At 64.2% G+C, this 17570-nt stretch carries 19 protein-coding genes and 1 tRNA gene; 15 read left to right on the forward strand and 5 right to left on the reverse strand.

The window, feature by feature from the left end; translation table 11 throughout:
• Positions 1–107: 107 nt before the first annotated feature.
• The 3 genes from ASR47_RS02495 to ASR47_RS02505 are packed head-to-tail and all read left to right on the forward strand — an operon-like array spanning position 108 to position 3986.
• On the forward strand, positions 108–2120 hold the full coding sequence (locus tag ASR47_RS02495) for an acetyl/propionyl/methylcrotonyl-CoA carboxylase subunit alpha (protein WP_065306194.1): 2013 nt from the start codon (positions 108–110) through the stop codon (positions 2118–2120).
• An 8-nt stretch (positions 2121–2128) separates the two neighbouring features.
• On the forward strand, positions 2129–3061 hold the full coding sequence (locus tag ASR47_RS02500) for a 2-hydroxyacid dehydrogenase (protein WP_065306195.1): 933 nt from the start codon (positions 2129–2131) through the stop codon (positions 3059–3061).
• A 1-nt stretch (position 3062) separates the two neighbouring features.
• Positions 3063–3986 (forward strand): hydroxymethylglutaryl-CoA lyase, encoded by a 924-nt coding sequence (locus ASR47_RS02505; protein ID WP_065306196.1) that lies wholly within the window; start codon positions 3063–3065, stop codon positions 3984–3986.
• Positions 3987–4177: 191 nt separating this feature from the next.
• Here the strand turns inward: ASR47_RS02505 and ASR47_RS02510 are convergent.
• Positions 4178–4254: transfer RNA gene (locus ASR47_RS02510), tRNA-Pro, on the reverse strand.
• Positions 4255–4405: 151 nt separating this feature from the next.
• Here ASR47_RS02510 and ASR47_RS26820 point away from each other — a divergent pair.
• The gene (locus ASR47_RS26820) at positions 4406–5029 is read left to right on the forward strand and encodes a hypothetical protein (RefSeq protein ID WP_150127650.1); all 624 of its coding nucleotides are present in this window, start codon (positions 4406–4408) and stop codon (positions 5027–5029) included.
• Between the two features lie 52 nt (positions 5030–5081).
• On the opposite strand, the gene rsmI is transcribed toward ASR47_RS26820, so the two are convergent.
• A complete protein-coding gene (rsmI, locus tag ASR47_RS02525) occupies positions 5082–5990 on the reverse strand; it encodes a 16S rRNA (cytidine(1402)-2'-O)-methyltransferase (RefSeq protein WP_065306199.1) in 909 nt (302 codons plus the stop codon).
• A 201-nt stretch (positions 5991–6191) separates the two neighbouring features.
• Between rsmI and ASR47_RS02530 the strand changes: the two genes are divergently transcribed.
• The 7 genes from ASR47_RS02530 to ASR47_RS02560 all read left to right on the forward strand — a co-directional run bounded on the left by ASR47_RS02530 (position 6192) and on the right by ASR47_RS02560 (position 11054).
• Positions 6192–7382 (forward strand): penicillin-binding protein activator, encoded by a 1191-nt coding sequence (locus ASR47_RS02530; RefSeq protein WP_245714241.1) that lies wholly within the window; start codon positions 6192–6194, stop codon positions 7380–7382.
• 15 nt (positions 7383–7397) lie between these two features.
• Complete coding sequence (locus ASR47_RS02535; RefSeq protein WP_065306201.1) at positions 7398–7748, forward strand: YraN family protein; 351 nt, start codon at positions 7398–7400, stop codon at positions 7746–7748.
• A 57-nt stretch (positions 7749–7805) separates the two neighbouring features.
• Positions 7806–8402, forward strand: coding sequence for a phosphoheptose isomerase (locus tag ASR47_RS02540; protein WP_065306202.1), 597 nt, complete (start codon positions 7806–7808; stop codon positions 8400–8402).
• On the forward strand, positions 8395–9069 hold the full coding sequence (locus ASR47_RS02545) for a BON domain-containing protein (protein WP_065306203.1): 675 nt from the start codon (positions 8395–8397) through the stop codon (positions 9067–9069). The genes ASR47_RS02540 and ASR47_RS02545 overlap by 8 nt, the downstream gene beginning before the upstream one ends.
• Positions 9070–9155: 86 nt before the next feature.
• Positions 9156–9671, forward strand: coding sequence for a peroxiredoxin family protein (locus ASR47_RS02550; protein WP_065306204.1), 516 nt, complete (start codon positions 9156–9158; stop codon positions 9669–9671).
• Positions 9672–9765: 94 nt separating this feature from the next.
• Positions 9766–10356 (forward strand): sigma-70 family RNA polymerase sigma factor, encoded by a 591-nt coding sequence (locus ASR47_RS02555; protein ID WP_065306205.1) that lies wholly within the window; start codon positions 9766–9768, stop codon positions 10354–10356.
• On the forward strand, positions 10353–11054 hold the full coding sequence (locus ASR47_RS02560) for an anti-sigma factor (RefSeq protein WP_065306206.1): 702 nt from the start codon (positions 10353–10355) through the stop codon (positions 11052–11054). The genes ASR47_RS02555 and ASR47_RS02560 overlap by 4 nt, the downstream gene beginning before the upstream one ends.
• Positions 11055–11056: 2 nt before the next feature.
• Here the strand turns inward: ASR47_RS02560 and ASR47_RS02565 are convergent, their stop codons facing one another.
• On the reverse strand, positions 11057–11479 hold the full coding sequence (locus ASR47_RS02565) for a PaaI family thioesterase (RefSeq protein ID WP_065306207.1): 423 nt from the start codon (positions 11477–11479) through the stop codon (positions 11057–11059).
• Between the two features lie 188 nt (positions 11480–11667).
• On the opposite strand from ASR47_RS02565, the gene ASR47_RS02570 reads away from it, so the two are divergent.
• From ASR47_RS02570 to ASR47_RS02585, 4 genes are all read left to right on the forward strand, one after another.
• Positions 11668–12216, forward strand: a complete 549-nt coding sequence (locus tag ASR47_RS02570; RefSeq protein ID WP_065306208.1) for a YbhB/YbcL family Raf kinase inhibitor-like protein — start codon at positions 11668–11670, stop codon at positions 12214–12216.
• Positions 12206–13039, forward strand: coding sequence for a helix-turn-helix transcriptional regulator (locus ASR47_RS02575; protein ID WP_217270520.1), 834 nt, complete (start codon positions 12206–12208; stop codon positions 13037–13039). The genes ASR47_RS02570 and ASR47_RS02575 overlap by 11 nt, the downstream gene beginning before the upstream one ends.
• Before the next feature lie 72 nt (positions 13040–13111).
• Positions 13112–13453, forward strand: a complete 342-nt coding sequence (locus tag ASR47_RS02580; RefSeq protein ID WP_065306209.1) for a hypothetical protein — start codon at positions 13112–13114, stop codon at positions 13451–13453.
• A 91-nt stretch (positions 13454–13544) separates the two neighbouring features.
• On the forward strand, positions 13545–15680 hold the full coding sequence (locus tag ASR47_RS02585; RefSeq protein WP_065306210.1) for a TonB-dependent receptor: 2136 nt from the start codon (positions 13545–13547) through the stop codon (positions 15678–15680).
• A gap of 60 nt (positions 15681–15740) precedes the next feature.
• On the opposite strand, the gene ung is transcribed toward ASR47_RS02585, so the two are convergent.
• Positions 15741–16403 carry a uracil-DNA glycosylase gene (ung, locus tag ASR47_RS02590; RefSeq protein ID WP_065306211.1) on the reverse strand — a complete coding sequence of 221 codons (663 nt, stop codon included), beginning with the start codon at positions 16401–16403 and terminating at the stop codon, positions 15741–15743.
• A gap of 124 nt (positions 16404–16527) precedes the next feature.
• The gene (gene lipA / locus ASR47_RS02595) at positions 16528–17544 is read right to left on the reverse strand and encodes a lipoyl synthase (protein WP_065306212.1); all 1017 of its coding nucleotides are present in this window, start codon (positions 17542–17544) and stop codon (positions 16528–16530) included.
• Positions 17545–17570 lie beyond the last annotated feature (26 nt).

Genomic DNA, 17570 nt, shown 5'->3' on the forward strand with positions numbered 1-17570 from the left:
CTCGCCTTCGTGCGTAGGTCGGCTTGGCGCGCAGCGCGTAAGCCGACAAGCCAGCAGACCAGGTCCATCAAGAGACAGCTGCCCCTTTGAGAGAATAGAGAGAGACCATGTTCACTAAAATCCTGATCGCCAACCGTGGCGAAATCGCTTGCCGTGTGGCCGCTACCGCGCGCCGCATGGGCATTCGCACGGTCGCCGTGTATTCCGAGGCGGACGCCAACGCCAAGCATGTCGCCGTCTGCGACGAAGCTGTATTGATTGGACCGGCGCCGGCCAAGGAAAGCTATCTGTGCGGCGACAAGATCATCGCCGTGGCCTTGGCCACCGGCGCGCAGGCGATCCATCCGGGCTACGGCTTTTTGTCGGAAAACGCCGACTTTGCCGACGCTTGCGCCAATGCTGGCCTGGTCTTTATCGGCCCGCCGGCGTCGGCCATGCGCGCCATGGGCTCGAAATCGGCGGCCAAGTCGCTGATGGAAAAGGCCAACGTGCCGCTGGTGCCGGGCTACCACGGCGAGGATCAGGATGCGGACTTTTTGCACGCGCAGGCCGACCAGATCGGCTACCCGGTGCTGCTGAAGGCCTCGGCCGGCGGCGGCGGCAAGGGCATGCGCGTGATCGAGAACTCCACTGATTTCAAGGCCGCGCTGGCCTCGTGCAAGCGCGAAGCGATCAGCTCTTTCGGCGACGACAAGGTGCTGGCCGAAAAATACCTGTCGCGCCCGCGCCATATCGAGATCCAGGTGTTTGCGGACACCCTGGGTAACTGCATCTACCTGTTCGAGCGCGACTGCTCGGTGCAGCGCCGCCATCAGAAGGTGCTGGAAGAAGCGCCAGCGCCGGGCATGCCGCCTGAGCGCCGCGCGGCCATGGGCGAAGCGGCCGTCGCCGCCGCCAAGGCGGTTGGCTATGTGGGCGCCGGCACGGTGGAATTCATCGCCAACCAGGACGGTTCGTTCTACTTCATGGAGATGAACACGCGCCTGCAGGTCGAGCACCCGGTGACGGAAATGATCACCGGCACCGACCTGGTGGAGTGGCAGCTGCGCGTCGCCTTTGGCGAGCCGCTGCCGAAAACGCAAGGCCAATTGACCATCCACGGCCACGCCATCGAGGCGCGCATTTACGCGGAAAATCCGGAGAAGGGTTTCCTGCCGTCGATCGGCACCCTGCGCCATCTGCGCTCGCCAACAGCGGTCGCGTTCGAGCTCGGTGGCGCGCCGCTGCCGGCCGGCGTGCGCATCGACTCGGGCGTGCGCGAGGGCGACGCGATTTCGCCGTTCTACGACCCGATGATCGCCAAGCTGATTGTCTGGGGCGCGGACCGCCGCGAGGCGCTGGCACGCATGGCGCAGGCGCTGGCCGACTACCAGATCGTCGGCCTGGCCAGCAATATCGCCTTTTTGAAACGCCTGGTCGAAGGCGCGGCGTTCAGCAACGCCGACCTCGATACGGGCCTGATCGAACGCCATCACGCCACGCTGTTCCCGGCCCGGCAGGCGGCGCCCGACACGGCACTGGCCCTGGCGGCGGTGGCGCTGCTGACGCAGGAAGCTGCCGCCAGCCAGGGCAGCGGCCCGTGGGGCGATGCGCTGGGCTGGCGTTTGAACAGCACGCTGGGGCGCAGCCTGTCGTTTGCCGACGAATTTGTGCTGGGCCTTGACGCCAGGGCGTATGCGGTACGCATCGCCTATCAGCCGGACGGCTGGCGGTTCAACGGCCAGCGCCTGCGCCTGTCGGCACGCGATGGCCAGGAACTGCATGTGAAACTGGGCGAGCGGACCGTGCATGGCACCGTGCACCGCGACGGCGAGCAATTTCACGTCTTTACGGGCGGCGCGCATTACACACTGCAGTACAACGACCCGATGGCCCATGCCGGCGAAGCGGAAGCCGAGGGCGGGCGCCTGACGGCGCCGATGCCGGGCAAGGTGGTGGCCGTGCTGGTGGGCAAAGGCCAGGATGTGAAGAAGGGCGAGCCTTTGGTAATCATGGAGGCGATGAAGATGGAGCACACCATCGCCGCGCCGCACGACGGCCTGGTCGAAGACGTGCTGTATGCGGTCGGCGACCAGGTGGCCGATGGCGCGCCGCTGCTGGCCTTCAAGGCGGCGGCCTAGGAGCCATCATGCGCATATTGCTGCAACGCTCGGACGGCAGGGAGGCGGACTGGATCAGCGACTTCGCCGCGCTGCTGCCCGAGGCCGAGATCACTGCCTGGCGCGAAGGCGTCGCCACGCCCGACTGCGACTACGCGGTCGTGTGGCAGCCGCCGGCCGCCATGCTGGACCAGCTGGGCAAGGTGAAAGCCATTTTCAACACCGGCGCCGGCGTCGACGCCCTGCTCAAATTCGGCGACGCGCTGCCGGCCCATGTGCCGCTGGTGCGCCTGGACGACGCCGGCATGGGCGTGCAGATGGCCGAATACGTGAGCCACGCCGTGCTGCGCCACTTCCGCCGCTTCGACGATTACGCAGCGCAGGCGCGCGCCGGCATCTGGCAGCCGCTGCCGGCGTTCGACAAGCGCGACTTTCCGGTCGGCGTACTGGGCCTGGGGGTGCTGGGCAAGCGCGTGCTGGAGGCGCTGGCGCAGTTCGAGTTTCCGCTGCGCGGCTGGAGCCGCAGCGACAAGCAGCTCGATGGCGTCGACTGCTTTGCGGGCGAAGACGCACTGGAAGCATTCTTGCGCGGCACGCGCGTGCTGGTCTGCCTGCTGCCGCTGACGCCAGAGACGCACAACCTGCTCGACCGCGCGCGGCTGGCGATGCTGCTGCCGGGCGCCTATGTGATCAACGTGGCGCGCGGTGCGCACCTGGCCGAACCGGACCTGCTGGCCCTGATACGCGCGGGCCATATCGCCGGCGCCACCCTGGACGTGTTTCGCAACGAACCGCTGCCGCAGCAGCATCCGTTCTGGCAGGAGCCGCGCATCACCATCACGCCCCATGTCTCCGCCACCACCTTGCGCCGCGAAAGCGTGGCGCAGATCGCCGCCAAGATGCGCCGCCTGCAGGCAGGCGAGCTTGTCGCCGGCACCGTCAACCGTTTGCAAGGATATTGAAATGAGCATCCAGCCGCATTTGCCGAAACAGGTCAAGATCGTCGAAGTGGGGCCGCGCGACGGCCTGCAAAATGAAAAGGAAACCATCAGCGCCGCCATCAAGACCGAACTGGTCGACCGGCTGACGCAGGCGGGCTTTGCGAATATCGAGGCGGCGTCGTTCGTGTCGCCCAAATGGGTGCCGCAAATGGCCACCAGCACGGAAGTGATGGCCGCCATCGCGCGCCGCCCTGGCACGATTTACTCCGCGCTCACGCCCAATATGCAGGGCTTCGAGGCGGCCTTGGCCGCCAAAGCCGATGAGGTGGTGATCTTCGGCTCGGCCTCGGAGGCGTTCTCGCAAAAGAACATCAACTGTTCGATCGCCGAATCGATCGCCCGTTTCGAAGGCGTGGCCAAGGCCGCGAAAGACAACGGCCTGCGCCTGCGCGGCAGCATCAGCTGCGCCTTCGGCTGCCCCTACCAGGGCGAGGTGCCGCTCGATGCCGTCGCCGACGTGGTGGGGCGCATGCGCGACCTGGGCTGCGACGAGATCGATATCGCCGACACCATCGGCGTGGCCACGCCGAGAAAAACCCAGGCGGTGATGGCGCGCGCCATCGAGGCGTTCCATGTGGACGGCCTGTCCGGCCACTTCCACGATACCTACGGCCAGGCGCTGGCCAATATCTACGCCAGCCTGGAGCTGGGCATCGCGATTTACCACTCGTCGGTGTCGGGCCTGGGCGGCTGCCCGTACGCCAAGGGCGCCACCGGCAATGTCGCCACCGAAGACGTGCTGTACATGATGAACGGCCTGGGCATTGCCACCGGCATCGACCTGGACCTGGTGGTGGACGCGGGCCAGTTCATCTCGCAGCAGCTGGGCCGCAAGGGGTCGAGCCGGGCGGGCAATGCGCTGGCGGCGAAGCGGGCGGCGGCGTAACGTCACGTCACGTCACGTCACGTCACGTCACGTCACGTCACGTCACGTCACGTCATGGCCAACAATATTGTCGGGTTACGCGCTGCGCGCTAACCCGACCTACCCGACCTACCCGACCTACCGGCAAGCACGAATCGTACAGACGAAAAAAAACCCAAGAGTATGAACTCTTGGGTTTTTTTCTACAAATTTGGTCGGAGTACAAGGATTCGAACCTTGGACCCCCTGGTCCCAAACCAGGTGCGCTACCGGGCTGCGCCACACTCCGAAGACCAAGATAATACAGACCATATTCAATTCGGTCAAGGGTCAGCCCAAACTTCCCGTAAATTATTTACGCCCCTGCCAGCCCCAGCCGTTTTGATGCCAAAAAAGTATGCGACACTGGGGGCCAGTTTTCTCCCACAGGATGCGAAAACATGACGGCATTACCTTTTGCTTATTCGTCTCATGATTACCCGCGCTCGCCACGCCGGCGCCACGTTGTGCTCGGCGCTGGCGTCTTGCTGCTGCATGTGGCTTTGCTGTATGGCTGGCGTTACGCCAAACCGCCGCCGCTGCCCGAGGCCGGGCCGAAGGTGGAGTCGGTCACCGTATGGATACGCCCGCCCAGGCCCATCGTCAAGCCGCTGCCGCCACCGCCGCCGCCCATTGCCAGGGTGGCGCCGAAGCGCGAGAAAAAGCCGGTCCGTGCGGCGTCGCCCAGGGCGACCGCCGCCGCGCCAGCGACCGCCCCCGTGCCAAACGCCATCACGGTCGCGCCATCGCCCACGCCAGCCGATCCGCTGACTACTGATGCGCCGAAGTTCGATATGGCAGCGGCCTTGAGCACCGCGCGCAAGGTGGCCAGCGAAAAGGACCCGGCCAAGGCCGGCACGGCGGTGGGACAGATACCGGACAAGCCGCTGCGCACGGAAACCCAGCTGGCGCGCGATATTGCCAGTGGCAAGCGTGGCGATTGCCGCACCGCCTATGCGGGGGCAGGGCTGCTGGCGCCCTTGGTCATGCTGCTCGACAAAAAGGATAGCGGATGCAAATGGTGACGGGATAACAACATACCCATTTCGGGTACGATCATGCCCGGATTGGGTGGGCTTACTCCTGCCCCTTCAACTGCAACGCCCGCTCATACAAGGCATTCTTCTTGCGCCCGGTAATTTGCGCCGTCAGGTTGGCCGCCTGCTTGACGCTGCATTCGGCCAGCAGGATGCCCAGGATGCGCTCGGCTTCCACGTCTTCGGCGTCCCGGGCTTCGGTGGCGCCTTCGAGCAGGATGACGAATTCGCCTTTTTCGCGGTGGGCGTCAAGACGGATCCAGGCTTCGGCCTCGGACAGCGGGCAGCGGTGGATTTCTTCGAATAATTTCGTCAGTTCGCGCGCGAACACCACCTGGCGCGTCGGCTCGAACGCTTCGGCCAGGGCGGTGGCGCAGTCGAGAATACGGTGCGGCGCTTCATAGAAGACCATGGTGGCGGTCACGCCGCGCAGGCTGTGCAGCATGTTTTCGCGCTGCTTGGCCTTGGCGGGCAGGAAGCCGACAAAGTAGAACTGGTCGTTGAGCAGGCCGCTGGCGGAAATGGCGGTGATCGCCGCCGATGCGCCTGGCAGGGGCAGCACGCGCAGGCCGGCCGCGCGCACGGCATCGACGATGCGCGCGCCGGGGTCGGACACGGCCGGCGTGCCGGCGTCGGAGACCAGCGCGATGCGCTCGCCGGCATGCAGGCGGGCGATCAGGGTTTGCGCCACTTCGCGCTCGTTATGTTGATGAGCGGCAATTAATGGCTTGTTCAGGCCAAAACGCGTCAGCAGGTGCGCCGTGTTGCGCGTATCTTCACAGGCAACGGCGTCAGCCAGGCTCAGCAAGTGCAGGGCGCGCAGGCTGATATCGGTGACATTGCCGATGGGCGTGGCCACTACATACAATGTTGCGATAGGATAGACCTGGTGCGCCGCCTCTGTCATGATGGGCAGGCTGGCGATGGAACTGATTTCTTGTACGGTCATTTTGGAGGTTGAATGCTTGCTAATAGTGTGAAGTTACTGCTTGTTTGTGCCGCGACCGGCATGCTGAGCGCTTGCAGCACGCCTTGCGACGCGCCCGGGCAATTGTGCGCGCCTATTGAATCTAACACAAGGGCGCTGCCGCCACCGCCAAGGCCGGCACCGATCCCGGCGCCACTGCCCAAGCCGCCCGCGCCGGAGCCGGTGACGTTTGCCGTCGCCGTGCCCGACATCACCTCGTATGACGAAGGCGGCAAGCCGAACGTGGCGCCCGTCACTGGCAAGCCGGCCACCGGCACGCCGCAGGACATGCCGGCCGCCACGGCGCCGGCGCCGTCCGACGGCAAGGTTCACCATATCGGCCTGCTGCTGCCGCTGCGCTCGGCTTCCCTGGGTCCGGCCGCCAGCCTGCTGCGGGCCGGCTTCATGGCCGCCTACGAACGCGACCGCAGCGGCTTTGAAGTGGCCGTGATCGATACGGGCGACGGCAGCGACGATGTACTGAACAAGTTTGCACAAGCGCAGCAGGAACAGGATATCGTGGTCGGCCCCCTGTCGCGCTCGGCCGTCACGGCGGTCGCCAATAGCGACCTGGTGAAAAAACCGACCATCGCCCTGAACCACCCGGACAACCGCGGCGAAGCGCGCCTGCCGGCAAAACTGCTGGTGATGGGTCTGTCGATCGAAGCCGAAGCACGCCAGGTGGCCGCCTGGGCCGCCAGCGAACAGCCGCGCGCCAACGCCCTGATTTTGTCGGCCAATTCGGCCTCGCAGCGCCGCACCAGCACCGCCTTCAAGCAGGAGTGGTTGCGCCAGGGCGGCAGCGCCGACCAGGTCGACCTGACGCCCACCAATGGCTATCTCAGTGACGCCGAGCTGGTGCAATTGCGCGCTCGCCTGTCGAGCAATCCGCCGGCGCTGATCTTCGCCGCGCTGGACGCCGACCAGGCGCGCCAGCTGCGCGTGGCGATCGGCCCCGAGGTGCCGCTGTATGGCACCTCGTCGCTGAACCCCGGCCTCGGCCGCGGCGCCAGCGGCCCGGAGCTGGACGGCGCGCGCCTGCTCGACCTGCCATGGCAGGTGCAGCGCGATCATCCGCAGGTGATGGTCTATCCGCAGCCGCCGCAACCGATCGATGGCCGGCTGACGGCCGACATGGAACGCCTGTATGCGCTCGGCATCGACGCCTTCCGCGTGGCGCGCGAAGTGGCGCTGCGCCCTGAGGCGCCATTCACGCTCGACGGCGTGACGGGCCGCCTGGCCGTGGGCTACGACAACGGGCAGACGCGCTTCGAGCGCACCGAGCAGGCCGCCACCTACCAGCAGGGCGTGGTCGGCACCTGGCCGCCCAAGCCGCTCGCCGAGCAAGCTCCCGCCTTGCCGGCGGCGCAGTAAAGAAAGCAGCGCGCCATGCCGCCGCCAGACAAGCGCGAACAGGGGCGGCTGGCGGAAGACGATGCGCTGGCTTACCTGCTGCTGCAGGGACTCAAACTGGTGGAACGCAATTTCCTGTGCAAGGGCGGCGAGCTCGATTTGATCATGCGCGACGGCAAGAGCATCGTCTTCATCGAGGTGCGCCAGCGCGCCAGCAAAGATTTCGGCGGCGCCCTGGCCAGCATCACGCCCACCAAGCAGCGGCGCATGACGCGCGCCGCGCAAACCTGGCTGTTGAGTCAAAAACACACGCCGCCATGCCGCTTCGACGCCGTCGCCATCGATGGCGGCCGCATGGAATGGCTGAAGAACGTTCTCGATATGTAAGCATTTTTAACAGCGCTTGTCCGCTCGGCCGCGCGCCTGCACTATAATCGGCAGACTATGAATAATCAACGCATCCTCTCGCACTTCCACGAAAGTGCCGAACTCAAGATCCAGGCCGCTACGGTGCTGGCGCCCGCGATTGCCCAGGCGATCGAGCTGATGTTTGCCGCGCTGTCGAACGGCAACAAGATCCTGGCCTGCGGCAATGGCGGTTCCGCCGCCGACTGCCAGCATTTTGCCGCCGAACTGGTCGGCCGCTTCGAGCGCGAACGCTTTCCGCTGCCGGCGCTGGCATTGACCACCGACACGTCGATCATGACGGCGGTGGCCAACGACTACAGCTACCGCGAAATTTTCTCGAAGCAGGTGCAGGCCTTCGGCCAGGCCGGCGACATCCTGCTGGCCATTTCCACGTCGGGCAATTCCGGCAACGTGATGGCGGCGGTGGAAGCGGCGCTGGAACGCGAAATGCGCGTGGTGGCGCTGACCGGCAAGGACGGCGGCGCGATCGGCAAGCTGCTGACGGACGCCGACGTGCATATCTGCGTGCCGGCCGAACGCACGGCGCGCATCCAGGAAGTGCATCTGACAACCATACACTGCATTTGCGACGGCATTGACGTCGCCCTATTCGGAGGAGACGTGAATGACTGAATTCGGTACTGGCCCAGGCTGGAAACGCGTACAACGCCCATTGGCGACCGCCCTGCTGTGCGGCGCCATGCTCACCTCGCTGACCGGCTGCATCGAACTGATGGTCGGTGGCGCGGTGATGAGCGGCGTGGCCGCGGCGGATCGCCGTACCCTGGGCGCCCAGACCGAAGACAAGGCGATCGCCGTCAAGGGCGAGGCGCGCATGCCGTCCATCACGGGCGACGTCGGCCATGTCAATGTCACCAGTTTCAACCGCCGCGTGCTGCTGACGGGCGAAGTGCGCGATGAAGCGATGAAAAACGCCGTCGAGCGCGAAGTGCGCAATATCGAGGGCGTCGAATCGGTGGCCAATGAGCTGATTATCGCCGGCCCGGCCAGCTACACCTCGCGCTCGAACGACGCGCTGATCACCACCAAGGTCAAAGCCAGCCTGGTCGACATGAAAACCATCTCGGCCGCCTCGTTCAAGGTGGTGACCGAAAACGCCACCGTCTTCCTGATGGGCCGCGTGACCCAGCGCGAAGGCACGGTGGCGGCCGACGTGGCGCGCGGCGTCGGCGGCGTGCAGAAAGTGGTCAAACTGTTCGACTACATCTCGGAAGCGGAACTGAAGCAATTGCAGCCCGATCCGGCACCGGCGCGCGTCAACAACCCCGTGGGACAGTAAAACCCCCATAGCCCTTCCGGCCTGGGGCGTGAACACAACGATGGGGCTATAATGGCCCCATCGTTACGTTATCTGGTGTGAAAACTATGTCAACATCGACTTCCAAATCCTGGCGCAAACCGGTCCTGATCGCCGTGCTGGTCGCTGGCCTCGGCGCTGCCGCCTACCTGTCGTTGAACAACAAGCAAAGCGCACCGGATGTGACCTTCCACGCCATCGACGGCGAAAAAATCTCGTCCGCCAGCCTGCGCGGCAAGGTGGTGATGGTCAATTTCTGGGCCACCTCGTGCACCACCTGCGTGGCCGAAATGCCGGAAATGGTCGACACTTACAACAAATACAAGGCGCAGGGCCTGGAGTTTGTGGCGGTGGCGATGCAGTATGATCCGGCCAACTACGTGCTGAACTTCGCCCAGACGCGCCAGCTGCCATTCAAGGTGGCGCTCGACGTGACGGGGGAGGCGGCCAAGGCCTATGGCGACGTGGCGATGACGCCAACCACCTTCGTGCTCGACAAGCAGGGCAAGATTCTCAAGCGCTATGTGGGCAAGCCCGAATTTGCCGAGCTGCACAAGCTGCTGGAATCGGCGATTGCAGGATAGTCGTCGCGCACGACACATAACGTTGTTGCAAATCATTGCCTGGTTGATATAACCTTCTCATTCGTGAATCCCGTTCACTTTGTGAAGGCCAGCCGTGTCCCTCGACGCCCAGACGCTCGACCCGCAGCAACTGAAAACCTGGCTGCTCGCAGCCGGCAGCAAGGACGCCAAGGCGTTCCGTCTCCTCTATCACGCCACATCATCGAAACTGTTTGGCTTCGCGCTGCGTATATTGCACAAGCAGGAGCTGGCAGAAGAGGCCCTGCAAGAGGGTTTCGTCGCCATCTGGAACAACGCCGCCACGTATCAAAGCCATCTGGCGGCGCCGATGACCTGGATGGCCACCATCGTGCGCAACAAGGCGTTCGATGTGCTCAGGCGTAGCGACGACACAGTTGAAATCGATGCCGAACAGTTTGATAGTGTAGTCATGAACGCACTACGCGACCCCCAGGCCACGCCGATAGAGTCGCTGCAGATGAGCGGCGACGCCAAGGCGCTGGCATTTTGCATGTCGGCCCTGGAAGGGCTGCACCGCCAGGTGGTCGCGCTGGCGTATTACCATGACCTGTCGCACAGCGAAGTGGCGCAGCAGATGTCGCTGCCGATCGGCACCGTCAAGACCTGGATACGGCGCAGTCTGGAACGGCTGCGTACCTGCCTGGCAAAACGGGAGGCACCATGAATATCCGCGGCAACGATGCGCTGCGCCAGAAACTGGCGTCCGAATATGTGCTGGGCACCCTGAAAGGGGGCGCGCGGCGCCGTTTCGAAGGCTGGCTCTACAATGACGCCGACCTGCGCAATATCACGGCCGAATGGCGCCAGCGCCTGGAACCGATGGCAGAATTCGCCACCCCGGTGGCGCCGCCCAAACGCATCTGGCAGCAGATCGAGCAGCGCCTGTACCTGACGCAGGCGCAGCATGGCGGCAGGAGCTTGTGGCGCGATTCGCTGTCGTTCTGGCGTTCGCTGGGCCTGGCCTCGAGCGCAATTGCCGCGCTGCTGGTGATCGTGATGTCCACGCAATTGATGAGCACGCCGCAGATCAGCCATGTGGCGACCTTGATGGACGAGAAATCGCAGACCGCCTTGCTGCTGACGGCCGACAGCCGCCACGACACCCTGGAAGTGCGCATGGTGGGCAATGCGCCAGTGCCGACCGACAAGGAACTGGAACTGTGGGCCGTGCCGAAAAGCGGCAAGCCGCGTTCGCTGGGCTTGCTGGCCGACAAGGGCAGCGTGACGCTGGCCTTGTCCAGCCGCGCCATCGGCAACGATGTGGCCCTCTTGGCCGTGACCCTGGAGCCGCGCGGCGGCTCGCCCGATCCGAACGGACCGACGGGCCCCATTTTATATAAAGGCAATTGGGTGAGGCTGTAAGCTTACTTTGGATACAGAATCATCTGCGTGCAGCGAAACAGCGCCAGCGTCTTGCCGGTTTCCTTGCTCTTGACCACGGCATCCCACACTTGCGTGTTGCGGCCCTTGTGCTCGACCCTGGCGGTGCAGACGATGGTGCCGTCGCGCGCCGTGCCCAGGTGGTTCGATTTCAGTTCGATGGTGGTGAAGTTGTTCGCCCCTTCGGGCAGGTTGGCAATGCAGCCATAGCCAGAGGCCGTGTCCGCCAGGGTCACCACGCTGCCGGCATGCAAATAGCCGTTCGGCGCCAGCAAATGCGGCTGCACCGGCAGTTCGGCCGTCACCTGGCCGTCGCCGACGGAGGTGATGACAATGCCCAGGTGGCCGGGCAGGCGGCCGACGCCGCGCTGGTTCAATAGGTCCAGGGTAATTTCAGGATGGCTCATGGTCTCTTTCTGTCGTTCTTGTAGGGTCTGAAAACACGTCGATCATAGCAAACTCGCCACGCGGCGTTTGCCGAACCCTGATTGTTGGCGCTGCGCGAGCGTTTCGGCATCATGGCCGAGCGCCATGGCATCACCGTTAGATGTTGCTCAACATACACTTTCCCCTATACTTCATCAAAAGGAAAATCATGTTGACCATCCGCCTCCTGACCGCCGTCCTGGGCCTCGCTTTACATGGGGGCCTGCATGCCGCACCCGCTTTCACGCTGGCCAGCACCGATATGGCCGAAGGCAAGATGATGACGGCATCGCAAGTGTTCCACGGCTTTGGGTGCACCGGCGCCAACCTTGCGCCACAGCTGTCATGGAGCGGCGCGCCTGCCGGCACCCGAAGCTACGCCATCACCGTCTACGATCCTGATGCGCCCACCGGCAGCGGCTGGTGGCACTGGAGCGTCTTCAACCTGCCAGCCACTATCCACAGCGTGGCTGGCGGCGCCACCGCTGCCAGCCTGCCGGCCGGCGCAGTACAGGCGCGCAACGATTTTGGCGACAGCGCCTTTGGCGGCGCCTGCCCGCCAGCGGGCGACCAGCCGCACCGCTACCAGGTCACCGTGTGGGCCCTGAAGGTGGACAAATTGCCGCTCGACCAGCACGCCAGCGGCGCCCTGGTCGGCTATCTGCTCAATGCCAATGTGCTGGGCAAGGCGCAGCTGACAGGACTGTATGGCCGTTGATGAGGCCTGCGCGGCAGATCAGGTCGCCTTGAGCGAACTGCGCATCGCGCGCGGTACGGTCGAGGCGCGCCGCGCACAGACCCTGCGCCGGGTGCCCGTGTTCATGCCGGCGCTGTGCCGCGTGCGGCAGGGTGAAAAGCTGCTGAGCTGGGGTGAACGCGAAGCGCGCGCCGGCGCGAATGACGTGGTGCTGATGCCCGCAGGGCAGGAACTGGGCGTGGCCAACCTGCCGGGAGTACACGGTTACCTGGCCGAAGTGCTCAGTTTTTCACCAGCCCTGATCGCCCGTTTCCGTACCCGTCATGGCAGCCTGGTCGACAGCCAGCTGCGCGCGGCGCCGGGCGCCAGCCTGTGCGTGCCGCTCGATGTCCATGCGGCCCTGGCCTGGGATCAGGTGATGGCCAGCCTGGCGGACGGCGCGCCGGCCGCCTTGCAGGCCCATCAGGTAGAAGGCTTGCTGCTGGCGCTGGCGTTGGCCGGTCACTGCGGCCCGTTGCTGATGGACCGCCGCGATCCGCTGGCCGCGCGCGTGCAGCAGGTGATGCTGCTCGATCCGGCTGCCGACTGGAGCGTTGCCAGGGTAGCGGGCCAGCTGCACCTGGGCGCGTCCACCCTGCGCCGCCAGCTGGCCCTGGAACAACGCCACTTCCGCGATATTCTGGAAGCCGTGCGCCTGGGACGGGCGCTGCAAGAGCTGCAAACGGGCATCTTGCCGATCAGCGAAATCGCCGCCCTGTGCGGCTATGCCTCGCCGTCACGCTTCGCGGCGCGCTTCCGCCAGTATCACGGCCTGTCGCCGCGCGCGCTGCGCGCCACGTTGTAAAGTGCGCTACTGAAGCAAATCAATTGCAACAAGCGCTGACAGCGATAGCGTTTTCTTGCTACCATGCGCCACATGTCGATCCGCCAGCCATCCCGTCAGCCACGCCACAAGGTGTCCGCCCCCGCGCGCACGCCGTGGCAGCTGTGCGTTGCGCTGTTCAGTGCGCTGGCCCTGGTGCTGCTGCTGTCGACGGCGGCGTCGCACCTGCACAAGACCAGCCTCGACGCGGAAGAGTGCACGCTGTGTGCCACCGTCATCGACAAGGTAGCCGACATTGCCGTGCCGCCAGGAATCGCCGAGCCACCGGCGCAATTGCTGCCATATCGCCTGCTGGCCGTGCTGCCCGCCATGCCGGCGCCCGTCATTGCCCTGCTGTTGCCGCCCGTGCGCGGCCCGCCGTCGACCTCGCTGTAGTTCCCACGCTGTTTTTCTTTTTTCAGGCTGCATCGCCGCGCCCACGAGGCTCGCGCCATGCTGCCTGGCGTACACTATTTTGAGGTTCACCATGCAACACACTCCACGCCTGAGCGCGCTGTCGCTCGCCATCGCCAGCCTGTTTGCCGTTTCCGCCCATGCCGATGAGGCGGCGCCGCAAGAAATGCAGACGGTCGAAGTCACCTCGGCCCATCTGCGCAGCGCGCGCATCGAACTGTCGCCAAAAGTGGGCACCACCATCTACAGCATCGACAGCCATATGGTCGACATGCTGGGCCAGGGCGACAACACGCCGTTCAATGAAGTGCTGCTGCGCCTGCCGGGCGTGTCGCAGGACTCGAAAGGCTCGGGCGCCCTGCACGTGCGCGATGACCATGCGAACGTGCAATACCGCATCAACGGCGTGCAACTGCCGGAAAGCATCAGCGGCTTTGGCCAGTCGATCGACACGCGCCTGATCGACAAGACCGATTTCATCACCGGCGCCTTGCCGGCCCAGTTCGGCCTGCGCACGGCCGGCATCGTCGATATCGAAACCAAGGAGGGCGGCATGACCCCGGGCGGGCGCATCGGCATCCTGGTGGGCAGCCACAACCATATCGAGCCGAGCGCCGAATTGTTCGGCAGCGTCGGCAAGTTCAATTACTATTTGTCCGGCAGCTACCTGGGCAATTCGCTGGGCGTGGAAAACCCGCAGGACACGCGCAATGCGCTGCACGACAAGACGCGCCAGAACAAATCGTTCGGCAACCTGTCGTATTTCCTCGATGACAATACTCGCCTCGGCGCCATGTTCGGCACCTACAACGGCCGCTTCCAGATCCCGAACAACCCGGACCAGGCGCCCGGCTTTACCCTGGCCGGCCGCAGCGATGCGCAAGCCGGCACGTCCACCTTGCCATCGTCGCAGCTCGATGAAAACCAGCGCGAAGTAAACCGCTTCCTGGTGCTGTCACTGCAAAAAAGCCTGGGCGACCTCAACTACCAGGTCTCCGCCTTCCACCAGTATTCGCAGCTGCATTTCACGCCCGATTCGATCGGCGACCTGATCTACAACGGCGTGGCCTCCGACTCGCGCCGCTCGAACAGCGCCTCGGGCGCGCAGTTCGACGCCAGCTACAAAGTGCACCAGGATCACACCGTACGCGCAGGCCTGGCCTACACGCGCCAGAAAACCAGCAGCGACAATACCGTCGGCGTGTTCCCGGCGGACGCCAACGGCCAGAGCGACACCACGCCGATTACCATCGTCGACAACAGCGGCAAGACCGGCACCCTGGCCAGCTTCTACCTGCAAGACGAATGGCATATCAGCAAGCCCTTGACCCTGAACTATGGCGTGCGTTTCGACAAGGTCTCGGCCTTTACGGAAGAACAGCAATGGAGTCCGCGCCTGAACCTGGCCTACCAGGTCGCGCCCGGCACGGCCGTGCACGCCGGCTACTCGCGCTACTTCACGCCGCCACCGCAGGAACTGGCGGCGCAGGGCAGCATCGACCTGTATGCGAACACCACCAACGCACCGGCAATCGCCACCTCGGACAACGTCAAGGCCGAGCGCACCCACTATTACGATGTCGGCATCAGTCACCAGGTCAATTCCAAGCTGACGCTGACGGCCGACGTGTACTACAAGAAAATCACCAACCTGCTCGACGAAGGCCAGTTCGGCCAGGCGCTGATCCTCACGCCATTCAACTACGCCGAAGGCTATGCCAAGGGTCTGGAACTGTCGGCCATCTACGCCGAGAAGGACTGGGGCATGTTCCTCAACGCCAGCACGCAAAAGGCGCAGGGCCGCAACATCAATTCCGGCCAGTCGCTGTTCGGTGCCGATGAGGTGGCGTATATCAAGAACAACTACGTGTTCCTCGACCACGACCAGACCTACACCATGTCGGGTGGCGGCCACTATCATTTTGGCGATTCGCAAGTAAGCGCTGACTTCCTGTACGGCAGCGGCCTGCGCATGACCCCGGACGGCGGCGCACCGAATTCCGGCCACCTGCCGCATTACTTCACGGTCAATACGGCGCTGACGCACACCTGGAAAAACACGCCGTTGGGCAAGGTGGAAGGCCGTTTGGCGCTGATCAACCTGTTCGACAAATCGTATCTGCTGCGCGATGGTTCCGGCGTCGGCGTCGGTGCGCCGCAATATGGCGCACGCCGCAGTCTGTACGCTGGCCTGTCGACCAGCTTCTAAGGAGTTACGTGCGAAGACAGCGGCAGGGAGCAACGCCTGCCGCTGTCGGTTGCCGTAAATTCAACCCCAATTGATCGGCTGTTTGCCGTTTTCCTGCAAATAGGCATTGGCCTGGCTGAATGGCTTGCTGCCGAAAAAACCCCGGTGCGCCGACAGTGGTGACGGATGCGGCGCCGTCAGCACCAGGTGCTTGCCCTCGTCGATCAGCGCGCGCTTGGCGATCGCATAGGCGCCCCACAAAATGAAGACCACGCCCTCGCGCTCCTGCGACAGATGGCGGATCGCGCTGTCGGTCAGCTTTTCCCAGCCCTTGCCCGCATGCGAGCCAGCCGCGCCGGAGCGCACGGTTAAAACGCTGTTGAGCAGGAAAACGCCTTGTTCGGCCCAGTCGCTCAGATCGGTGCTGGTGCGCGCGACGCCCACATCGCTTTTCAGTTCCTTGAAGATATTTTGCAAGCTGGGCTGGGCGCGCGTGCCATCCGGTATCGAAAAGCACAGGCCCATGGCCGCGCCCGGCGTGTGATACGGGTCCTGTCCCAAAATCACCACCTTGACCTGCTCGAACGGCGCCAGGTCAAACGCGCGAAAAATCGCCTTACCGGGCGGAAAGCACGGCCCGGCCGCATATTCTTCTTTCACGAACGCCACCAGGCTGGTCCACCAGGGCTGTTCGAATTCGGCGTGCAGCCGCTGTTTCCAGGACGCTTCGATACGTACTTCCATGATAACTCCATAGTCTTTGAGCAAGCCGAGTATAGTGCGTCAGACAATACGGCTGCTTTACATTTCCATAAAGAAAAAGCCGCCCGGCTTGCGCGGGACGGCTCGATCTGATCACTGCTGGTGCTTACACGTTCAGCGCCGACTCCACCCCAGCCATATGCGCCTGCTCATCCGCGTGATACGAGCTGCGCACCATGGCGCCGATGGCGGCGTGGGTGAAGCCCATCTTGTAGGCTTCTTCTTCGAACATCTTGAACACGTCCGGGTGCACGTAGCGGCGCACCGGCAGATGGCTGTTCGATGGCGCCAGGTATTGGCCGATGGTCAGCATGTCGATGTCGTGCTCGCGCATGTCGCGCATCACTTGCAGGATTTCCTCGTCCGTTTCGCCCAGGCCGACCATGATGCCGGACTTGGTCTTGACATCCGGGTACATGGCCTTGAAGTCCTTCAGCAGTTTCAGCGAGTGCATGTAGTCGGAGCCGGGGCGCGCTTCCTTGTACAGGCGCGGCGCGGTTTCCAGATTGTGGTTCATGACGTCAGGCAAGCCATCCTTGAACAGGTTCAGGGCTTTTTCCAGGCGGCCGCGGAAGTCGGGCACCAGCACTTCGATGCGGGTGTTCGGCGACAGGGCGCGCGTTTGCTGGATGCACTCGACGAAATGGCCGGCGCCGCCGTCGCGCAGGTCGTCGCGGTCGACCGAGGTGATCACGACGTAATTCAGGCGCAGCTTGGCGATGGTTTTCGACAGGTTGGCCGGCTCTTCCTTGTCCAGCGGATCCGGGCGGCCGTGGCCGACGTCGCAGAACGGGCAGCGGCGCGTGCACTTGTCGCCCATGATCATGAAGGTGGCGGTACCCTTGCCGAAGCATTCGCCGATATTCGGGCAGCTCGCTTCCTCGCACACAGTCACCAGCTTGTTTTCGCGCAGGATGTCCTTGATTTCGTAGAAGCGGGTCGAGGCAGACGCCGCCTTGACGCGGATCCAGTCCGGCTTTTTCAGGCGCTCGATCTGCTCGATCGGCACGATCTTGATCGGGATGCGCGCTGTCTTGCTGGCGCCTTTTTGCTTTTCGCTCGGATTGTAGGCCGGTGCGGCGGTGGCGACGGGGGCGGTGCTGGAAATGGTCTCAGAAGTCATGGCTGCGAGCCCTTGACGGGCATGTT

This window comes from Janthinobacterium psychrotolerans, from assembly GCF_001677885.1.
Classification (GTDB): Bacteria; Pseudomonadota; Gammaproteobacteria; order Burkholderiales; family Burkholderiaceae_D; genus Janthinobacterium; species Janthinobacterium psychrotolerans.